At 64.7% G+C, this 19,214-nt stretch carries 19 protein-coding genes; 4 read left to right on the forward strand and 15 right to left on the reverse strand.

All coding sequences use genetic code 11. The features are described 5' to 3' along the window. Positions 1-7: 7 nt before the first annotated feature. The 4 genes from AC5RVD_RS04940 to AC5RVD_RS04955 all read right to left on the reverse strand — a co-directional run bounded on the left by AC5RVD_RS04940 (position 8) and on the right by AC5RVD_RS04955 (position 4,098). Positions 8-1,654, reverse strand: a complete 1,647-nt coding sequence (locus AC5RVD_RS04940) for an AMP-binding protein (RefSeq protein ID WP_494126198.1) — start codon at positions 1,652-1,654, stop codon at positions 8-10. Between the two features lie 98 nt (positions 1,655-1,752). Then, positions 1,753-2,667: an acyl-CoA thioesterase gene (locus tag AC5RVD_RS04945; RefSeq protein WP_494126199.1), complete on the reverse strand. Its 915-nt coding sequence runs from the start codon at positions 2,665-2,667 to the stop codon at positions 1,753-1,755. Then, on the reverse strand, positions 2,664-3,146 hold the full coding sequence (locus tag AC5RVD_RS04950; protein WP_494122152.1) for a cupin domain-containing protein: 483 nt from the start codon (positions 3,144-3,146) through the stop codon (positions 2,664-2,666). The genes AC5RVD_RS04945 and AC5RVD_RS04950 overlap by 4 nt, the downstream gene beginning before the upstream one ends. A 40-nt stretch (positions 3,147-3,186) precedes the next feature. Further along, positions 3,187-4,098, reverse strand: a complete 912-nt coding sequence (locus AC5RVD_RS04955) for a fumarylacetoacetate hydrolase family protein (protein WP_494126200.1) — start codon at positions 4,096-4,098, stop codon at positions 3,187-3,189. A 138-nt stretch (positions 4,099-4,236) separates the two neighbouring features. On the opposite strand from AC5RVD_RS04955, the gene AC5RVD_RS04960 reads away from it, so the two are divergent. Further along, positions 4,237-4,653 carry a RidA family protein gene (locus tag AC5RVD_RS04960; RefSeq protein ID WP_494122154.1) on the forward strand — a complete coding sequence of 139 codons (417 nt, stop codon included), beginning with the start codon at positions 4,237-4,239 and terminating at the stop codon, positions 4,651-4,653. A 97-nt stretch (positions 4,654-4,750) separates the two neighbouring features. Here AC5RVD_RS04960 and AC5RVD_RS04965 read toward each other — a convergent pair whose 3' ends face one another. The 6 genes from AC5RVD_RS04965 to AC5RVD_RS04990 form a co-directional block, all read right to left on the reverse strand. Next, entirely contained in the window at positions 4,751-6,457 is a 1,707-nt protein-coding gene (locus AC5RVD_RS04965) for a thiamine pyrophosphate-binding protein (RefSeq protein WP_494126201.1), read from the reverse strand. A gap of 121 nt (positions 6,458-6,578) precedes the next feature. Then, on the reverse strand, positions 6,579-7,934 hold the full coding sequence (locus AC5RVD_RS04970) for an MFS transporter (protein ID WP_494126202.1): 1,356 nt from the start codon (positions 7,932-7,934) through the stop codon (positions 6,579-6,581). Positions 7,935-8,222: 288 nt separating this feature from the next. Beyond that, positions 8,223-9,098: a PaaX family transcriptional regulator gene (locus tag AC5RVD_RS04975; protein WP_494126203.1), complete on the reverse strand. Its 876-nt coding sequence runs from the start codon at positions 9,096-9,098 to the stop codon at positions 8,223-8,225. Further along, complete coding sequence (locus AC5RVD_RS04980; protein WP_494126204.1) at positions 9,095-9,553, reverse strand: acyl-CoA thioesterase; 459 nt, start codon at positions 9,551-9,553, stop codon at positions 9,095-9,097. Before AC5RVD_RS04980 ends, AC5RVD_RS04975 begins: the two co-directional genes overlap by 4 nt. A gap of 93 nt (positions 9,554-9,646) precedes the next feature. Then, positions 9,647-11,134: an MFS transporter gene (locus tag AC5RVD_RS04985; protein WP_494126205.1), complete on the reverse strand. Its 1,488-nt coding sequence runs from the start codon at positions 11,132-11,134 to the stop codon at positions 9,647-9,649. Continuing rightward, the gene (locus tag AC5RVD_RS04990; protein WP_494126206.1) at positions 11,131-12,219 is read right to left on the reverse strand and encodes an MBL fold metallo-hydrolase; all 1,089 of its coding nucleotides are present in this window, start codon (positions 12,217-12,219) and stop codon (positions 11,131-11,133) included. Before AC5RVD_RS04990 ends, AC5RVD_RS04985 begins: the two co-directional genes overlap by 4 nt. A gap of 203 nt (positions 12,220-12,422) precedes the next feature. On the opposite strand from AC5RVD_RS04990, the gene AC5RVD_RS04995 reads away from it, so the two are divergent. Further along, positions 12,423-12,908: a cupin domain-containing protein gene (locus AC5RVD_RS04995; RefSeq protein WP_494126207.1), complete on the forward strand. Its 486-nt coding sequence runs from the start codon at positions 12,423-12,425 to the stop codon at positions 12,906-12,908. 110 nt (positions 12,909-13,018) lie between these two features. Here the strand turns inward: AC5RVD_RS04995 and AC5RVD_RS05000 are convergent, their stop codons facing one another. Continuing rightward, the gene (locus AC5RVD_RS05000) at positions 13,019-13,864 is read right to left on the reverse strand and encodes a PaaX family transcriptional regulator (protein ID WP_494126208.1); all 846 of its coding nucleotides are present in this window, start codon (positions 13,862-13,864) and stop codon (positions 13,019-13,021) included. Positions 13,865-13,984: 120 nt separating this feature from the next. Here AC5RVD_RS05000 and AC5RVD_RS05005 point away from each other — a divergent pair, with 120 nt between their 5' ends. Beyond that, on the forward strand, positions 13,985-14,851 hold the full coding sequence (locus tag AC5RVD_RS05005) for a PaaX family transcriptional regulator (RefSeq protein WP_494126209.1): 867 nt from the start codon (positions 13,985-13,987) through the stop codon (positions 14,849-14,851). A gap of 86 nt (positions 14,852-14,937) precedes the next feature. Here the strand turns inward: AC5RVD_RS05005 and AC5RVD_RS05010 are convergent, their stop codons facing one another. The 4 genes from AC5RVD_RS05010 to AC5RVD_RS05025 are packed head-to-tail and all read right to left on the reverse strand — an operon-like array spanning position 14,938 to position 18,481. Next, positions 14,938-16,251 carry a carboxylesterase family protein gene (locus AC5RVD_RS05010; RefSeq protein WP_494126210.1) on the reverse strand — a complete coding sequence of 438 codons (1,314 nt, stop codon included), beginning with the start codon at positions 16,249-16,251 and terminating at the stop codon, positions 14,938-14,940. Between the two features lie 9 nt (positions 16,252-16,260). Next, the gene (locus tag AC5RVD_RS05015) at positions 16,261-17,493 is read right to left on the reverse strand and encodes an acyl-CoA dehydrogenase family protein (protein WP_494126211.1); all 1,233 of its coding nucleotides are present in this window, start codon (positions 17,491-17,493) and stop codon (positions 16,261-16,263) included. Between the two features lie 9 nt (positions 17,494-17,502). Then, the gene (locus AC5RVD_RS05020; RefSeq protein ID WP_494126212.1) at positions 17,503-17,952 is read right to left on the reverse strand and encodes a nuclear transport factor 2 family protein; all 450 of its coding nucleotides are present in this window, start codon (positions 17,950-17,952) and stop codon (positions 17,503-17,505) included. A gap of 1 nt (position 17,953) precedes the next feature. Further along, the gene (locus AC5RVD_RS05025) at positions 17,954-18,481 is read right to left on the reverse strand and encodes a quercetin 2,3-dioxygenase (RefSeq protein ID WP_494110283.1); all 528 of its coding nucleotides are present in this window, start codon (positions 18,479-18,481) and stop codon (positions 17,954-17,956) included. A 211-nt stretch (positions 18,482-18,692) separates the two neighbouring features. On the opposite strand from AC5RVD_RS05025, the gene AC5RVD_RS05030 reads away from it, so the two are divergent. Beyond that, positions 18,693-19,190: a flavin reductase family protein gene (locus AC5RVD_RS05030; protein ID WP_494126213.1), complete on the forward strand. Its 498-nt coding sequence runs from the start codon at positions 18,693-18,695 to the stop codon at positions 19,188-19,190. The last annotated feature ends 24 nt before the right edge of the window (positions 19,191-19,214 follow it).

Below are 19,214 nucleotides of genomic sequence, written 5' to 3' on the forward strand. Positions count from 1 at the left end.
GTCTGGTCTAAGCCGGGCTTCCGGCCAGGTCTGCCCCTTGGCCAGCCTGCTCGCGGAGTTTGAAGTGCTGAAGTTTTCCGCTGGGGTTGCGCGGCAGCTCGGTCACGAACCTGATGTCCCGCGGGTATTTGTAAGGCGCGATGGTTGCCTTGACGAAGTTCTGGATGTCCTTGCGTGTGGCGTCGTCGCCGACCACACCGTCGCGCAGCACCACGAAGGCGCAGACCACGCTGCCGCGTTCCGGATCCGGCCGACCGATCACGGCGTTCTCCACCACGTCCGGATGCTGGTCGATCGCCGCTTCCACCTCGGGGGCCCCGATGTTGTAGCCGGACGAGACAATCATGTTGTCCGACCGGGCCTGGTAGACGAAGTAGCCTTCCTCGTCGCGCAGAAACGTGTCGCCGGTTATGTTCCATCCGTTCTGCACGTAGTTTGCCTGCCGCGGGTCGTCCAGATAGCGGCAACCGGTCGGGCCGATGACGGCCAGCTTCCCGGGCTGGTTGACCGGGGCTTCGTTGCCATCGTCGTCCAACACCTTGGCACGAAAACCCGGGATCGCAATCCCCGTGGCGCCGGGGCGGATGTCGTCTCCGGCGGCGGAAATGAACACATGCAGCATCTCGGTGGAACCGATCCCGTTAACCAGGGATAGCCCGGTGGCCTCATGGACCGCCTCCCACGTCTCCCTTGGCAGATGCTCTCCTGCCGACACCGCAATGCGCAGCCCACGGAGGAGGTCCGCCCGACCTTCCTTCAGGATGGCGCGGTACGCCGTGGGGGCCGTGAAAAGCACCGTAGCGCCGGCATTGGCCGCCTGTTCCGCCAACTGCACCGGGGTGGCACGTTCGGTCAGGAGCGCGGAAGCACCAAACCGCAGCGGGAAGACCACCAATCCGCCGAGCCCGAAGGTAAACGCCAGAGGCGGAGATCCCGCGAACACATCGTCGGCGGTGGGTTGCAAGATGTACCGGGCGAACGTATCCGCGTTAGCCAGGATGTCGCGGTGGAAGTGCATGGTGATCTTGGGTGTGCCGGTGGTACCCGAGGTCGGCCCAAGCAGGGCAATGTCGTCCGCCGCTGTGGCAACGTCGTCGAATTTGCCGCTCTTAGCAGCACACCGGACTATGAGGTCATCGGGGTCGTCCGCCCCGTAGGTCATGACGGCGATGCCTTCCCCCACCGCCTCAGCAAGTCCATCAGCAAAGCGAGCATCAGTGATCGCAGCGGAGGGACGCGTCAGCTGGCAGATGGTGGCGACTTCACTGGCGCGCAGTACCGGCATCGTGGTGACGACGACGGCACCGGCCTTGAGCACGCCCAACCAGGCGGCCACCAGCCAGGGGTTATTGGGGCCGCGCAGCAGGACACGGTTACCCGGCACCACGCCGAAATCCTCGGTGAGCACCTGCGCCACTTGGTTAGCGCGCTGCTGCAGTTGGCCGTAGCTCCAGGTCTGGCCCTCCGGGGTATGCAGGGCGGGGCGCTCGCCCCCGAAGGCGGCTACGGCCTCATCGATGAGGACCGTGGCAGCGTTAAGTCGGTCGGGATACTGCAGTTCGGGAAGGGTGAATTCCAGGATCGGCCACTGCTCAGCGGGCGGCAGGTGGTCGCGCGTGAACGAGTCCACATGAGCTGACGGGGAAAGCTCCATGGCGTTCCTTTCGGAGAGAAGAATGGGCGGGGAGATGAAAGAGCGGGTTAGTCGGGCAGTGCGGAGGCATGTGGATGGCGCATATGCCTCCGCCAGGCTCAGCGCCCTGCGCGGATCATGCCTTCTTGCGCAACAGTGGCCAGCAGGCGGCCGTCGCGGTCGAAGAACCTGCCGGTGGCCAGCCCGCGGTTGCGCTGGCCGGAAACCGCTTCTTGGGAGTACAGCACCCAGTCGTCCACGCGGCCGTCGCGGTGGAACCACATGGAGTGGTCGAGGCTGGCGGTCACGAGTCCGGGTTGGGCCCAGTACTGGCCTTGCGCGCGCAGGATCGGCTCCAGGATGGTGTAGTCGCAGACGTAGGCCAGCGCGGTGCGGTGCAGGTCCCGGGTGGCGCGCTCGTCGACTTGATCAGGCAGTTGCCCGAATGCCTTCACCCATACAGCTTGCTGCGGCACCTGTTCGCCCTCGATCTCCACATACACCGGGCCGGGCACGTGCCGCATGTCGAAACTGCGTCCCCGGGACCAGTAGGCAGCGGCGTCGCCTTCGACGCCTGCCAGCACGTCGGCGGCACTCCGCAGCGAATCCGGGTCTACGGAGGCCGGCATGTCCGGCTGGAATTCCGGACCGTCCTCGGGCACGTGGAAGGAACCCATTGCGGCAAACACGGTCTTGCCGTCCTGCCAGCCTCGTACGCTGCGGGTGGAGTAGCCGCGACCGTCCCGCAGCTTCTCCACTTCGTAGCGCACCACGGCCCCAATATCCACGGGCCGCATGAAGTAGCTGTGCATCGAATGCAGCTGCCGGTCCTCGCCTACGGAGCGCATCATTGCCGCTGCGGCCTGGGCCACCATGTCGCCGCCGTAGGCCTTCGGCCACGGCACGTACTGGGTGGTCGCCTCGTAGGCTTCGTCGTGGACTTGAGGTTCAACGGCGGTCAGTTCGACTGCGCGCAGGAAGGTCTCGGCCGTCGGCGCCAGGCTTCCCTCAACGGTTACGGTGTCGGTATTCATGCCCTGCGGTATCCTTCCAACGTCTCGTCCGGAACGTCGTCCAGGTTGACCACAATGTTCTCGGGCGTGCGGGCCGTAAGCCAGACCAGCTCTTCTGTGACGGACATGTTCGCTTCCACGTGCGGCATGAACGGCGGCACGAAGACCCAGTCGCCGGCCGTCATGTCCACAAACTCGGAGTAGTCCTCGCCGAAGTAGATCCGGCCGTGGCCGCGCAGCACGTAGCCGCCGGTTTCGGCTTCGCCGTGGTGGTGGGGCAGCGAGCGGTAGCCGGGAACGTTCGAAACCTGTCCGAACCAGATCTTGGTGGCCGGCGTGTGCTGGATCGAGACGCCGGAGACGCGGACGCAATCGCCGGACTGGGCGGTGTTGGTGTCCTCGCTGCCGGATTTGGTGACGACCGGGACCACTTTCCCGTCCGCGCCGGCATACACCGAGTTGTCGCCCTCGGTGCGGTATTCGGTAGCTGCTTCAGTCATGTCGCTCCTCTGTCATAGGGGTGGGGTTGGGAAAGGCGCCTCAGCCGCGGGCGGCCGGCTCCGCCGTTGTTGTTCCGGAAAGGGCCGGTGCCCGTTCCCGCAGGCCTTCCGCGGGCTGGATGTGGATCAGGTTCGTCAGGCGGCCGATGCCGTCGATCTCGGTGGTGAGCACATCGCCGTCGGCCAGGAAGCGCGGCGGAACCATGCCCATGCCCACTCCCCCGGGTGTGCCCGTCAGGACCACGTCTCCCGGGCGCAGAGTCGTGAACTGCGAAATGTAGGACAGCAGCCTGGCCGGACCGAACACCAGAGTGCGGGTGTGGCCGCGCTGTACCAGCTCGCCGTTCACGTAGCCGCGGACCTCCACGCCTGTTCCGTCGAATTCGTCGGCGGTGACCAGCACCGGTCCCAGCGGCGTGCTCGCGTCGAAAGCCTTGCCTTGGAACCACTGCAGGGTCCGGCGCTGCCAGTCCCGCATCGAGACGTCGTTGGCCACGGTGTAGCCGGCGATGGCGGCCGCAGCCTGGTCTTCGTCGGCTCCGGTCAGGGTGGCTCCCACGACCACGGCAAGCTCGGCCTCCCAATCCACGTTCTCACTGCCGGCCACGCTGACTTGGTCCTCCGGACCGGCCAAGGTGTCCGCGAATTTTGCGAACAGCGTCGGATACTCGGGCAGCTCGCGCCCCATCTCCTGGATGTGGTCGCCGTAGTTCAGGCCGCAGCAGATCACCTTGCCCGGCCGCGGCACTACCGGCGCCAGTTCGCCGTCCCGGGGCCGGACGACGGCGGCGCTCGCGGCGGTGTGCACCGCCTCCTCGGCCTGGGCGCGCCAGTCCGGCATCGCCAGCAAGGCTCCCACATCGGACGTCGGCAACGGCACATAGGCGCCGGCCGTCGTTTGGACGGCGGCCGTGGTGCTGCCTAGTCCGGTGCGCAAGGTGGCCAGTTTCATGCGGTCTCTCCTTCGTATTTCGATGTGTCGACTTTTTTACGGCCGTCACATATGCTCAACGTACACGATCAGAACGATCCGCACCAGAGTTTTTCCAAAAACTGAAGAAACCGATCTACCAACGCCAGGAGAGAACACATGAGCAATCAGTCAGCCGTTGGCAACCGCACCATCAACCCTGCGTCGCTACCCAAGCCGTCCGGCTACGCACACGGGATTTTGGCCGGAAACACGGTCTTCCTGGGCGGCCAGACCGCCCTGGACAAGGACATGAACATCGTCCCGGGCGGGATTGTCGAGCAGTTCCGCCAGGCATTTTCCAACGTGCTGGCCACGCTGGAGGAAGCAGGCGGGCGCCCCGAAGACCTGGTCAGCGTGACCATCTACCTCACCGACGTAGACGACTACCTGGCCAACGGCCGGGAAATTGGGCGGCTCTGGCGGGAAATGGCCGGCACTGAATATCCGGCGATGGCCGGCATCGGCGTCTCCCGGTTGTGGCAGAAGGAAGCGCTGATCGAAATCCAAGGCACCGCGGTGATCCCGGAGCGCTGAGTAAAAACGCAGAGCCACGCTGTGTGGGAGGGCGGAAATTTCCGCCCTCCCACATGTTTTCAGCCGTGGCCGACCACACCCCCGGCAGCGCCGACGGTCAATGCCCCTTGAATGCCTCGGCAAGCCACCACGCACCGCCGTCGGAGGCGATCCGCGCATCTATCACCAGCGGCTCCGCCCGAGGGCCCGCAAGCCACGCCGAAACCGCCGCAACATCGTCCAAGCAGGTAACGGTCATCGCCTCGGCCCCGTAGCCCCTGGCTATCGCGGCGATGTCCACGAGCGGAAAGCGGACCACCTCAAGATCCTCGTCGTCTACGTCGAAGTGATGGACTTCGGCCCCGTAAGCGGAGTCGTTGTAGACGATGACTACCAGCGGAATCCGCTCCCGCACTGCTGTCTCCAGCTCGGCGATAGCCATCAGGAAGCCACCGTCGCCCGTGCCCAGGACCGGCAGGCGGTCCGGGCGGGCTGTTGCGGCGCCGATGGCAGTCGCGAGCCCGAGGCCAATGGATTGGAACGCCTGGGTGAAGCAGAATCCGAATTCGTCCGGCACAGACAGGTAACTGCTGGGGTAACCCATAAAGTTTCCGGAGTCGATGGACACCAGCCGATCAGCCGGGAGGATCTTGTCCAGCTCCCGGCTGATGACCCGTGGGTCGATGACCTCACCAGTGGACAGGTCTTCCGTCGCCACGGAGTTCCAGCGGGCGTGGGCGGAGATCTGCGCGGCCATCTCCTGGGTACGCAGGCCTGCGGCCCGGTAGCCCTCGGCCTGCAGCACTTCCAGTACGGCCTGGGCCGTCTCGGCGCTGTCACCCAGTACGCCCAGTTCGATGGGCCGGTTAGCGCCGAGGGCCGAATCCTCCACATCGACCTGGGCCACCAGCGTATTCGACCCGATCAAGGACCCGTGCCTCATCGTCCACATGTTTAATGCGCAGCCCCAGCCGACTATCAAGTCCGCGCTGCCAATGGTTTCCGCGGTGAAGGGGGAGGAAAATCCTCCGGATATTCCGAGATTAAAGGATTCTCCGGCGAAGAGCCCGTGTGCCACTGCGGAGGTTGCCACCAGCGCCCCGGAGGCTGCGGCAAGCGCCGAAATCTGCGGACCGGCTCCGCGAGCGCCGCGTCCGGCGACAAAGACGGGACGCTGAGCGCCGCGAATCAATTCGGCCAACCGGGAGACCGATGTGACGTCCGGACGGACGGCCTGCGGCACCGGAAAAGGTTCAATATCGGGTACGTCGGCAGACACAGCCGCCGCCTGGATATCCGTCGGCAGCGACAGCACCACCGTCCGGCGTTCGTTGATAGCGGTACGGAAGGCACGGACGGTGTCCGCTACGGCGCTCTCCGGCGAATGGATCCGTTCGGCGACGGCACCGACGCTTCGCGCCAGGGCATCTTGGTCGATTCTAAAGTTGGAACGGATGGCCGAGGCCGCCGTGTCCGCTGTCAGCACGATCATCGGAGTGCGGCTCTTAGCGGCTTCCCCGATTCCGGTGACGGCATTGGTCAGCCCGCAGCCTTGGTGGGTAGAAGCGATGCCCACCCTTCCGGACATCCGCCCGTACGCGTCCGCCATAGTCGCTGCGCCGGCTTCATGCCGGGCGGCGGTGAACGGGACGCCGTAGCGGCGCAACGCCGTGGTCGCAGTGAAGTTGCCGCTGCCCACTACTCCAAAAACGTGGCCCGCCCCCAGACGTGCCAGGGTGTAGCCTACGAGCTCTGCGACGTTGACGGGTGGCCGGGCGTCTGCTTGCGGGCGTTCCTGTCGGCGGTTGTTGGTCGTAACGGTCAAGACGTATCCCTCCATAGACGGGGCCAGTCCAGCTCGGCGATGGTCCCGCAGTAACGATGAAATGACGGAAATGCCTCGGCTCCGGCTCGGCTCCGAGGCATTTCCGCGCTCAGCAGTACGGCTAGCGGACGCTCACGTCGGCAGTTTCACCGCCTCGCTTCGTCGACGGCAGCGTTGGTGAAATGCGTTTCGGAATCAGCGCAACTGCTACCGCTGCGATAACGGCGACTCCGGCGAAAATGATGAAGTTCCACTCGAAGGGCAGTGCGGCGCTTCCGATCCATCCACCAATCAAGGGGCCGGAGATGGCTCCGATGCGAGCGAAGCTCAACGCCCAACCCGTGGCGGTGGCCCGCATATTCGCGGGATAGTAGTCGGCAATGTAGCCCGTCAGCACCAGCGAGGTAGAGATGGAGCCGATACCGGCGAACGCGACAAACAGGAGGTTGACCACCATGTTCCCGGGGAATATCAGCAAAAGAATGCCCAAACCCCCGAGGAGGTAGAAGACCACCAGAATGAGCTTCTGACCATACCTGTCTGCAGCCTTGCCCAAGGCCAGCCCTCCCGCAGCGGAGGCGAGGCTGAACACCAGCAGGAAGGTCAAAGAGGAACCGAGGTCGTAGCCGGCGGATTTCATAATGGAAGGCAGCCAGGTGTTCAGCCCGTAGACCAGGACCATGCCGCAGAAGAGGGAAATCCAGAAGAATACTGTGGAGCGCAAGTATCGGGAAGAGAACATCGTCGTAATGGTCCGCCACCAAGGGTCGGCTTTGCCTTCTTCGACTGGCTTCGTTGGCACGGTCGGAACATAAGGAGCTATTCCCAATCGGCCGGCCAAAAGCTCAGCCTGCTGCCGCTTTCCGCTGGCTTCCAGATAGTCCAGCGACTCCGGCAGCAGCTTGGCGATAACCGGCAAGAGTAGAACCGGGACGGCGCCGATTGCGACGACCCAGCGCCAACCGGCCACCGGGAGCAAGAAGAGCGCCATGAGCGCCGCGGCAACAATGCCCAGCGAGTAGCCGGAGTACATGAGTCCGTAATTGTACGAACGCTTTTTCGGAGCCGAATATTCGATAGTCAGCGCGGCGGCCACGGGAATGACGCCGCCCATGCCAAGGCCGCCGATGAGTCGGAAAAGACCGAAGATTTCCGGCGTCGGAGCGACCGCGGCACCTGCCTGTGTCAGGGTGAAGATGACCATTGAGACCAACAGCATTTTTTTGCGCCCGTACATATCGCTAAGGGTGCCGATAAACAGGGCGCCGATGAGCATTCCAACCAGGGCGTAGGCTCCGAGTCCGCCGAGCTCCAACGGCGTAAGGTCCCAGGCGCGGTACTCCGCGAGCGCCGGCAGGACAGCACCAAGGACGCCGACATCGTAGCCTTCCGCCAGGATGGCCAGCCAGCAGCAAAAAAGCACCGTCTTCGTTGCCTTGGGCGGCACCCTGAAGGCGGGTGGGGATGTAGTTTCCATTCGGGTCTCAATTCATCATTCGGGACGAAGTGGGCGAGTGCTCTACGGGACGGGCAGGACTGCCGTTGTGCGGTTCTACTGCGCCACCCAAGGCATATGCTGACATCTTTACGAGCGTCATACTGGCACAACATAGCACAAGCCTGTGACGGGCGTCACCATATTTCCACAAATGAATTGTGGGGATGAGGAGACGTCACGCCGGCGTCGGCTTGCGACCCGTCGGCGGGTCCGGCAGACGCCTAATCCCACACCGTCCCGGCGTTCTGCGGCTATTGCCGTCCGGCTTCAGGCCGCGGCGTCGTCAGCGACCAGCGACTGTGCGTGGGCCTCGGCCAGCGGGCCGATCAAGCGATGAACCCCAAAAAATGTCTGTCGCGCGTCCGGGCCGCGCCAACCTTCAGGCAGGTACTTCAGCGGGAGTCCGGGGTCCCGGTACGGCAGTCGTCGCCACAACGTCAGCATGGGCACGTAGTACCGGAAAGCGTCCCGTTTGGTTTCGGCATCCGACGCGGCCAGCGCCCGCGCGGCGTCGCCACCAACGCGTTCCGCCCACGCTGCCAGCGATCCACCGTAGTAGTCCAGGAATTCATCGATTTGGACCGCCAACGCGTCGAGGTCCCACCACTGCGCCACCTTGGCTCGCATATCCGGCCCTTCCGAGTACTCACCCGTGAAGAATTCCACGTACTCGGCCAAACCGCGGTCTTCGAGCCGCCGCCGGGCGCTCTCCCGGACTGCGGCCGGTGCGATCCAAACCCCCGCCGACATGGACCCGAAACCGAGCCGGGCCAGTTCGGCGCGCAGTTGGTGCCGGCGATCGCGCATTGACTCCGGCACCGAGAAAATCGCCAGCACCCATCGGCCTTCCGGCTCCCCGCGGTGCGGCGCGAAAATGCGCTCATCGCCTTCCTGCACTATTTCCAGCGAGCGCGGCGACAGCTCGTATCGCGCCGCTCCTCCGCTGCGAACACTGTTGAGCACGCCCTTGGCCTTCATGCGGGAGACCGCCGAACGCACCCCCGGGGCGTCGTGCCCCAGGTCGCCAAGCATATCGATCAGCACGGACACGGGCAGCGCGGATCCGCCTCGCCGCCCATACAAGCCGTAGATGGTGAGGATCAGCTGCTGGTGCTGCAGTTGCGGCGCTGGAATCTCCATCATGCCTTCATAATTCCCGCACCCGCCGGCCGAAAACCGGCACCGCAGATGGCGGCGCGCATGTGGTCGGGCCACGGCTGCGCGCCGCCGCTGTCGACCGGTACGTAAACAGTGGTGAAGGTTCCGTGGGCCGCCAGACCGCCTGGCGACTGCTCATGCGGCTGGCCGTGGACCTCGAACGCGAACGTCAGGGATGTCCGACCCAACTCCTGCACGGACAACCGGGCGGTCACCCGCTGGCCGAACCACAGCTTGGCCCGGTAGTTGATCACCTGCTGCACGCGCGGGGCGCTGGGGAAGTAATCGGGCAACTGCAGCCGGCGGAACAGTTCGGCCTCAGCAGCCTCCACCCACCGCATGATCACGGAATTGTGCTGGTGGCCCGCCGCGTCGGTATCGACCCACTCAACGGTCCGTTCGATGCTGACCTCCGGCAGGCCGCCGTCATTCCGCTCCATGGTTCTCCTTTCGCTGCAGACGACATCCATCCTATGGCGCAACGGTGACGGAGCGCCCTGCCGGGTCGATAGACGACGGCGGCCTTTCGCTGTTCAGCCGTTGAACACGAACCGCTGCTGCAGCCGATTTGCCGTGCGGTCCGGGTTGAGCATGATGACGCTCAGGATCCCGACCGCGACGAGGTAGATGCCGATTATCCAGAATGCCGAGTTCATCCCCGCGGCCAGCCGGGCGGCCATCTCGCCGGTATCGGCAGCACCCCTGGGGCCTATGACATAGCCGGCACTGTCCATCAGTCGGCCGACCATCGCCGGAGCGATCACGCCGCCGAGCGAGGCCAAACCGGTCAAGGTGGCCATCACGGCACCACGCTGCTTGGCACAGACGCTGAAGGCCAAGGCCGTCGGAGCCAGCGGAAAGACCAGCGCCAGACCTGCGCCAAGCGTCACAAAGACCACCGCTGCCGTGCCGCCAACCTGCGGCAGCACCAGGAAACACACACCCGAACACAGCAGCGATGCCCCGAACAGCGCCCCGAGGGCCCAGCGAACGGTCACACCGCGCTGCATGAGGAACCGGGAGGTGTAGCCGAGCACCAGCAGCGCCAGCGCGCCGAGGACCCAGGGGAAGGTGGAGACGAGCCCGATCATCTCGGGAGAAAGCTCGACGACCGAAGCGAGGTATTTGGGCGACCAGGTGGTCAGGAATCCCTGCGCCCAGAAGCAACCGGCTCCCGCCAAGACAGCGCACAGGAACATGCGAGTGCCGAGCACACGTCGGATCGGGACTATCTTGAGCAGGTCCGAACGGTCAGCGATACTTGCGGTCGCGGGAGCGGGCGCAGGTCGCTCCTCTGCCGCCGCCGCGGCAGCAACAGTTGGCTCCTCGCCGCCCGCCTTGCCAGACTCTGATCTGGCAGTGTGGCTATAAGGACCTTCGCGTCCTATGAAAAGCCAGGCAAGCGACCACAGCAACCCCACGATTCCCAGGAATCCGAAGGCCCAGCGCCAGCCCAGGTCCGGGTGAGCGATGATCCAGGCCAGCATCGGAGCTGCAATGATAGGCCCGAGCGTGGAGCCGATGGCGACCAAGCTGCTGGGTAGCCCCCGCTCCTTGGCCGGGAACCAGCCATGGACGTGCTGCAGGCTGATGGGAGTGGCCGGACCCTCTGCGGCGCCCAGGATGATCCGGGTAACCAGCAGGACGGCCGCGCCGCCGCCGAAGAGCATCGGGAACTGCAGCACCGCCCAGGAAATACCCATGGCCAGCAGGATCCAACGCGTCGGCACCTTGCCGGCCAGGAAGCCCACGGCCACGGCAGCTGCCGCGAAGAGAAAGAAGAACGCGCTGCCAATGAAGCCGAACTCACCGGCGCTCAGGTTGAGCTCCTGCATCACGGGCGCTGCGACCAGGCCGAGCACCGCCTTGTCCGCGAAGTTGATGATCTGAAAAACCACCAGTGCTCCCGTGACCAGCCAGGCTCGCCGATTCATCCGTCCATATCGGACCGCGGCCCGGAGGGTATGCGACGGGATCTGCTCCTCTTGCCCGGTCGCCTCCCGGGCCTGCTGCGCGCTCATACCCCGACCTCCACGGTCTCGGCTGCGGCCAGAGCCTCCGCTGCCCCGGCCACGGACGGCGCATCAACCGGGAACCCCGGTGGCAGGACGAAGACGTCATTGTCTTCGGCCACGTCCACCGGACCCCCGAAGTCGGCGGCAGCGGCCTCCTGCATTTTCTGTGTGTCAGCCGCGCCCGGCGTGTTCGGCACCACGTGGTGCAGCACCAGCCGCCCCACACCTGCACGTGCGGCCACCTTGCCCACTTCGGTGTAGGGGGTGTGCGATTCACGCAGGTGAACTTCTATGCCGTTGCGGGTGGGCCCGTCCGGGAAGGTCGCGAGGATAGCTTCCAGATCCATCACCTCGTGCAGCAGCAGCTCGGCGCCCTGCGCAAGCCGGATGCAGTTCTCCGAATAGGCTGTATCTCCGGATATCACCACCGAACCGTACGCCGAGTCGAAACGGTAGGCGAAGGCCGGGAAACACAGCCGGTGGTCCACCAGAATGGCGCTGACGGCAACTTTGTCGTCCCGGTAGATCTCGAAGGGCTCCATCTCGGGATGTCGGTTGTGGACAGGGTCTGCTGCCGCCGATGCTGGTATCTCAATATCTGCGGCAACCACCCAGTCGTTGGGGTCGGCGCGCCCTTCATCGGCCATCCGGATGCAGATATCAGACGCGAAAACCTTGTCCAGCAGCGCGCCCACCATCTCGCGGGTACCTGTCATGCCGCGGTTGCCGAACCGTGCGCTGATCTGCCCGGCATGCTCGTCATCCAGAGCGGGCACGCGCTCAGGACGGCCCGGCCCCAGAATCTGGATCTGCCGGCTAAAGGACTCCCCGGGGACCTGCCAACCCGTGACTAGGAACGACCCCAGGTCATACACGTGATCCGAGTGGTGGTGGGTCAGGAAAATCCCCCGCAGTTCGCCCCACGTAGAGCTGGAGCGGTAGTTGCGGATGCTGCCCATTCCGCAGTCCACAACGTAGACAGCGTCATCTACGCGGATGGCGGTGCTGGTTCCTGCGCGACTGCTGGAGACAATCGGACCGCCTCCAGTTCCGAGCGTGTGAACGCTCATACCCTGCGGTGCTGTAGCCATGTGCCCTCTTTCCTTCGGTAGGTGGGCGGGAAAATGAGCCGCCCGAGAAGGTGATGTGGCGGCGTCGTGACGCGCCCCGGCCTTACGGCATCGAAGCGTGACACACATCATATGGAGCTACTTTTGCGATCGCAATACCTATTGCATATTCACTCCCAGCCTGCCATGCTGACTGCACAGTTCGTTCAACGAAAGGAGCCGCCATGCAGGCGCAACAGGATCAGGAAATCGTTCTGGGAGATCTGCCCAAGGGCATCACTCTCGCGAGCGAAGCCATGGGTAACAAGACCTGGAACGTCCTCGGCCACACCTACTTGGCCAAGTCGGAAAGTGCCACAAGCTTTGCGTGGCTGTCGTTGGATCCCACCGAAACAGGTGTGCCGCCGCACGTCCACCCGACTCAGGACGAGCACATCTACGTGATGGAAGGCGTCTATACGCTGTACCTCGACGGCGAGTGGACCACCGCGGGCCCGGGCGACACCGTCCGCATGCCCCGGGACCTGCCGCACGCTTACTACAACAAGGGAGAGACCCCGGGCAAGGCTCTCTTCTGGGTCAGCCCGTCAGGCCGGCTGGCCCAGCTATTCGACCAGCTGCACAACCTCAGCGATCCGGAAGAAGTTGTACGCCGATCGGCGTTGCACGACGTAAACTTCCTGCCCGAGGGCAGCGTTCCCGGCGCGTAATCCCCGCTCTAAAGCGGCCGGGGAAAGTCCTGAACAACGACGCCGGTGCCCTGCTCACGCAGCAAGGCACCGGCGCCGGTGCTCATCGGCACACCGGATACCGTGCCAGCTCAGCGAGACGCCGCTGCCGCCAGCCTCCGTGCATGATCGGCGGCCGGAGCACGAAGGATGCGGTTCAAGGTCAGGAACACTTGTTTGGCTTCGGGTGCTTTCCAGCCTTCAGGCAAGTATTCGAAGGGCAAGTTTGGGTCCCGGTAGGGGAACCTTCGCCACTGAGTGAGCATTGGCACGTACAAGCTGAAAGCCTCGCGCGGAAGCGGCTTTTCACCTTGCGAACTCCGCCGCTGCCACTCGTCCGCCACCGGCGAGTAACAAGTCAAGAAATCCTGATACTGGCGCTCGAGCAGGGCGAGGTCCCACCACTGTTGCACCTGCTCGCCGACATTGCCGTCTTTAAGGTAGCTTCCAGCAAAGTACTCCGTGTAGCGGTCTAGACCACGCTCAGCAAGCCGGCGCATGGCCTGCTCCATCACCGTAGCTGGCGCGACCGCCACGCCTGCCGCCACGAACCCGAAGCCCAGGCTGGTCAATTCCGCGCGCAGTTCGTACCGGCGGTTGCGCTCGGCCTCGGGTACGGAAAACACCACCAAGGCCCAGGGGTCTTCCGGCCGCGAACGCTCCGGTGCGAAGATCCGCTGGTCATCGGAATGGAAAATATCCAGCACGCCTTCGGAGAGTGCGTATTCGGACACGCCGCCGGTCCGCCGACCGGACAACACGCCCTTTGACTTCAACCGGGAAATCGTCGACCGCGCTGCTTGGCCGTCCACGCCCAGATCCGCCAACATGGCCACCAACACAGAGACCGGCAACCACGCTCCAGCGCCTCCCGCGTAAAGACCGTAGAGCGTAACCAGCAATTGCTGCAGCTGCGGGCGCTGCGTCCGTGGCGCCATGGCGGGAATTGTGTCCTCCTCTTGAATGCGCACCCCTCATACTCCGTGCGTCTCCCATCCTAAGTCGGTGACACTTATCAGCTGCGCCGGGCTGCAGCGGCGGTCCGATAGGCTCGGTGGGTGCGCGCTGAAGACGAGATTATTGCCGGCCGGCTGCCGGGCTCAAAGGGACAACCACCGCATCACCGTTTCATCGTCACGGTCTTCGGCATCTATGGTCGGCAAAGCGGCGGTGCGATCCCCGTGGCCGTCGTCGTCCGGCTGCTGCAGGACTTGGGTGCGGAACCGGCCAGCGTCCGTTCCTCGATCTCACGCCTTAAGAAGAAGGGCGTACTGACCAGCGAGCGCGTCGACGGCGAGGCCGGCTACGCACTCTCTTCGGAACTTGAAGAGCATTTCCGGATTGGCGACGAGCGCATCTTTGCCCCCCATACTGCGCGTGCGGAGGACCCGTGGCTGTTGGCGGCGTATTCAGTCCCGGAGACCCAGCGCAACCAGCGGCACAAGATCCGCAGCGGACTGGCGCGGATGGGCTTTGGCACCGTCGGGCCGGGACTCTGCGTGGCGCCTGGCGACCTGATCAACGAGGCAGCCGACTTCATGGAGCGCAACGGGCTGGACGATTTCGTCGACTTCTTCCTCTCCCATCATGCAGGGCCCACCGACCTCCGGCGCAAGGTTGCCCGGTGGTGGGACCTTGCCGCTCTGGAGTCGCATTACCAGGACTTCTTGGATGCGTACGGCCCTTCGTTGGACGCATGGCGGGACCGCTCAGACCGCAGCGGCGACGTCTATCGGGAGGCGTTCTGCACGTATATTCCCATGGTGACCCAGTGGCGGCAGTTGCCGTACCTTGATCCGGGCCTGCCTGCCGAAGCGCTGCCCGAAGATTGGAAGGGCGAACCCGCCCGGGAGCTCTTTCGCGAACTGCACGCGCTGCTCGCGCCGCTCTCTGCCCGGCACGCCCAACGAGCCATCCACAGCTGACCGGCGGCCACATCGGAGGCCAGGTCGGGCCAGGGCGAGGACTCAAGGCGGACGGAGTAAGGCCCCGGGGGCGTGATGTCAGCGCACTACCCCGCTGCGAACGCTGCCAACTCGCTGATCAGCTCTCCGGACAACTGTTCAAACACATCATCGGGCGTTCCGCGGAGCATCGGCGCGTCGGCCCAGGCCGCACGGGTACCGAATTGAAACGGCAAGTCGAGGCAGTGCCCACTGAGCAGGCCCGGCAGCGGGCTGCGGTGCGCGAAGACCTTCAACGACGTGGGAATGCCGGCCGCGGCGTAGGCGGAAGCCAATTCATGCGGAAGGCGCTGGAACTGGATCCACGACGACGCCGTGACAAGCCGCTCGTACGGGTCCATTGTGGTTGCATCCCGGGGCGGCCGGTCCGCCGCGGGCAGCATGGCCATCCAGGCATCGACCTGATCGGCCGTTGCGTGGCGTTCCGGCTCGGAGTTGAAGAAGAACATGCCCGTTTCATCCGCCGTATAGCGGATGTAGGCCGCTTCCACATGGCATCGCCCGGCGGCCCATTCAGGATCGAGGAACCGCTCCGGGATGTTGGGCGCCTCCGTGGGCAGGTAACCCGAGGCTGCATGCCCGAGCGGTCTTGTGTCGGCCGTCGCCGTCAGCCCGCGCATGCCGGCGCGCAGCAGGCGGGGCAGCGGGGCCATTGACAGCAGATCCGGAGCCTGTTCGCCTGCGGCAGCGCGCCGCACGCGGGCGGCACGCTCAGCATCCCACGGCTTGCGTGTTGCCATGCTGAGGTGCGCCACGCGGCGCAGCAGGCCTTGGGCCTCGGGCAGCACGCTCAGCAGGTGCCCATACCAGCCGCCGGCCGATTGGCCGGCGACGGTGACACGGTCGGGATCCCCGCCGAGGTCCTCGACGTTGTCCCGGACCCATCTCAGCGCCGTCAGCAGGTCCTGCACCGGACGGTGCTCGCGTCCGGGCGGGGCGAGGTGGGCTATAGCGCCTAGCCTGTAGTTGACGGTGACCACCACCAGTCCTTCGCGGGCCAGCTCGGCGCCGTCGTACCATTCGTTGGATCCGCCGCCGCTCATCCAGGCCCCGCCATGAATGAAGAACAGCACTGGCAGCCGGTCGGCACCCTCGGGAGCCCATACATTCAGGTAGAACGCATCCTCCGCCTGCGGGTTTTCCGCTCCGCTTCCCATCGCGGCAGCCAGCCGGCTTGGCAGCTGCGGAAAGACCGGCACCTCGGCCAAGCGGTCGGTCTTCAGCTGGCCCGAGGCTGGGCGCGGGGCGGCGAACCGGGCGGCACCGTCGAGCTCCGCGTAGCGGATGCCGCGGTAGGCGAGGACACCGGCGTCGCGCTGGGCATACAGCCGGGTGGAGGCTGACTTGGCCGAGGTTCCCACCGTTCTCCCCTAAAGCTTGGCCGAGATGAACTCGGTCCCCGTCAGCCCGTTACCGTGCAGCTCGTAGCCCATCGGGGCGGTGATCGAGGCGTGGCGTGTCCCGGTGTTGATGTCGCGCCACATCCGGCCCAGCAGACTGTGTTCGGCGAACGCCGCCGTGCCGTGCAACCAGCAGAGATCGTTGACCGCGTCCACCAGTTCATGGCCGGCGTGGCCGATGCCTCCGCGATTGCTGGCGCGCTGCTCCAGCGGCATCGGTTGGGTGCCCGCGGCCGCTGCGTCGATCATGGCGGCCGAGCGCTCCAGCAGCACCCGGGCAGAGTCGATCCTCATGCTGGCCTGGCCGAGGTTCTGCACGAAGGCGCCGGAATCGATCTGCCGCTTGTAGTTGGTGTAGGTGACCGGCCGGGTCTGGGCCTTTTCCCGCACAAAGTCCAAGGCTGCAGCGGCTGCGCCGAGTGAGGGCGCCTGGATGGTGGTGGACATAGTCAGGTGCGGAGTCAGCCGGCGGCCGAACGTGGCCTCCGGGTCTTGCTCGTAGCCAGGTCCCATCAGCTGTTCAAAGGTAATGATTCGATTGTGCGGCAGCCACAGGTTCTCCGTCACCATGGTGTTGGAACCGGATCCGCGCATGCCGATGGTGAACCACGTGTCCTTCACCTCATACTCCCCGCGGCGCATCATGGCGAAACCGATGCGCGGAGCCGCGCCCGGTTCTTCGTTTGCTTCCTTGATGAACAGGATGCCGATGGCCCACTCGGAGTGCGAGGAATTCGAGGCGAACGGCCATACGCCCGAAACGCGCCACCCGCCGTTGTCCAGAACGGCCGTCCCCTGGGGGCTGGCGAAAATCGAGGCCATCCGCACGGGGCCATCCGCGAATACTTCGTCGAGCAGTTCGTCGCTGTAACGATTGGCGAGCATCACCGAGCCGTTCGAGATCACGGTGCACCAGGCAGCCGCCGGGTCGTAGTAACCGACGGTGCGGGCCACCTCCAGCAGCATGGACGCCCCACCCTCGTAACCGCCGTAGCGGCGCAGTGCGGCGATCCGCAGGGCACCGGCGTCCTCCAGCGCCTCCACGGTCTCCTGGGGCAGGACCCGGTTGCGGTCCGCAAGCAACGCGTTCTCCCGCAGCAGCGGGCCGATATTGTGGATGCGTTCGACGATTTCGGCCGTTACTTCAGCTGGTGGTGCTTCGATGGCTGCGATCCGGACAGGGGCGACGTCGGTGTCGGTCATGGTTCTTCCTTATTCATGGGCTTTTGCGGGTTCGGGCTCCGGTTGGGCGCCGAAGGTTCGGCGGACCTCGTGCAGGTCCATCAGCTCCCGACATCGGGTGATCCGTCCGTCCCGGACGGTCATGATCGTGACGATCTCGTTGTCGAATGTCAGCCCGGTGCGGGTCGTGGCCGTTTCGCGCAGGTGTGTGACGACGGTGGACTGGGCCGCATCTTCATACATGCCCCGGATGTCCATGACTGCGCTGCCGGCCTCGAAGGTCCGCCCGAGCGTGGCCATCAACTGTCCGAAAAACTCCTCTGCGCCGAAATACGTACGAGCCACCGGGGCATGCCGACCGGCCACCGTCCATTCGACGTCGTCGCACATCAGAGCGCGGGCGGACTCGGCGTCACCCGCTGCCTGAGCTTTCCAGAAGGCGCGCACAGTATCTGTCAGCGTCGGGGGTGCCGCCGTCACGTCAGGAAGCCTTGCCCGGACGAGTACCGGGAGGTGCCAGCAGCGTGATGTTGTGCTTCGCGCACGCGGCCTCAAGACGTTTTTCGGTGGCCTCATCCATCTCCCAGCCCCGCTGCGGGCCGGCGTATTCGGCCGGGATGGAGACGTCCCGGAAGAAATCTTCCAACCCACCGGGAGCGGTCATGACGAGCCATTTCGCTTCCAGGTCCGGGGCCACTTGGAAGATGTGCGGCACATCCTTGGGCATCAGAATGCAGTCACCTGGGCCAAGCGTCACCTCGGTATCGGCCGCCCAGAATGAGATCTTTCCTTCAAGGATGTAGAAGATCTCATCCTCGGCGTCATGCTCGTGCAGGGGCGGCTCCGAGCCGGCCTTCGAATGCGTTAGGGCCATCATGAACCGACCCTCAGTCATCTCACTGGTGATAATCGGCTGAATCAGGTCGCCGAGAAACCACAGGTTTTCACGCTCGGCCTGACGGACCACGCTTACACGGCTTCGGGTCTTCGTATCAATCTGGTGGGTCATGGTGCTCCTTCCGATGCGCCGCAGCGGTACGGCGATGTGACAGAAACTACTACGGTCGGCACGGTGCTGCAATACCAACGCGTGAACTGCGTCATATATCTAAAATCTAAACGGTCGTCACTGAATTGCTATACAGTCGGCCTCTTTTCTGGCATGCTAACTGCACACATGCGGCGACCGCCGTCACCCAAAATCCAAGGAGGACACGATCATGAACCTGAGCACCCACGCGCCCGATCCGCAGTTACTGCGGGAGACTTTCGCCCATTTCCCCTCCGGTGTTGCCGCCATGGCCGCCGAGGTGTCAGGAGAAAGCCACACTTTGGTGGCATCCTCCTTCACCGTGGGCGTCTCCCTCGAGCCCCCGCTGGTGATGTTCGCCGTCCAAAAGTCCTCGACAACGTGGCCCGTTCTGCGGCAAGCCGACCGAATCGGCGTCTCCATCCTGGGCGAAGACCAGGGCGCACTGTGCCGACAGCTGGCCGGCCGCGACAAGAAGTCCAGATTCGAGGGCGTCGAGACAGTAACCACGCAGAGCGGGGCAATCCTCTTGCCTGCGGCATCACTGTGGTTCGAGTGCAGCATCTATGCCGAACACGAGGCAGGAGATCACGACGCGGTGTTCTTCGAAATCCACGCACTGCAAGCCGACAAGGAGAGGAGCCCACTGGTCTTTCACGGCTCCCGCTTCCGCCAACTAGCCGCGTAACAAAACCGTTATCTGGCATTTCCG

Source organism: Arthrobacter sp. THG-b23 (assembly GCF_059091265.1).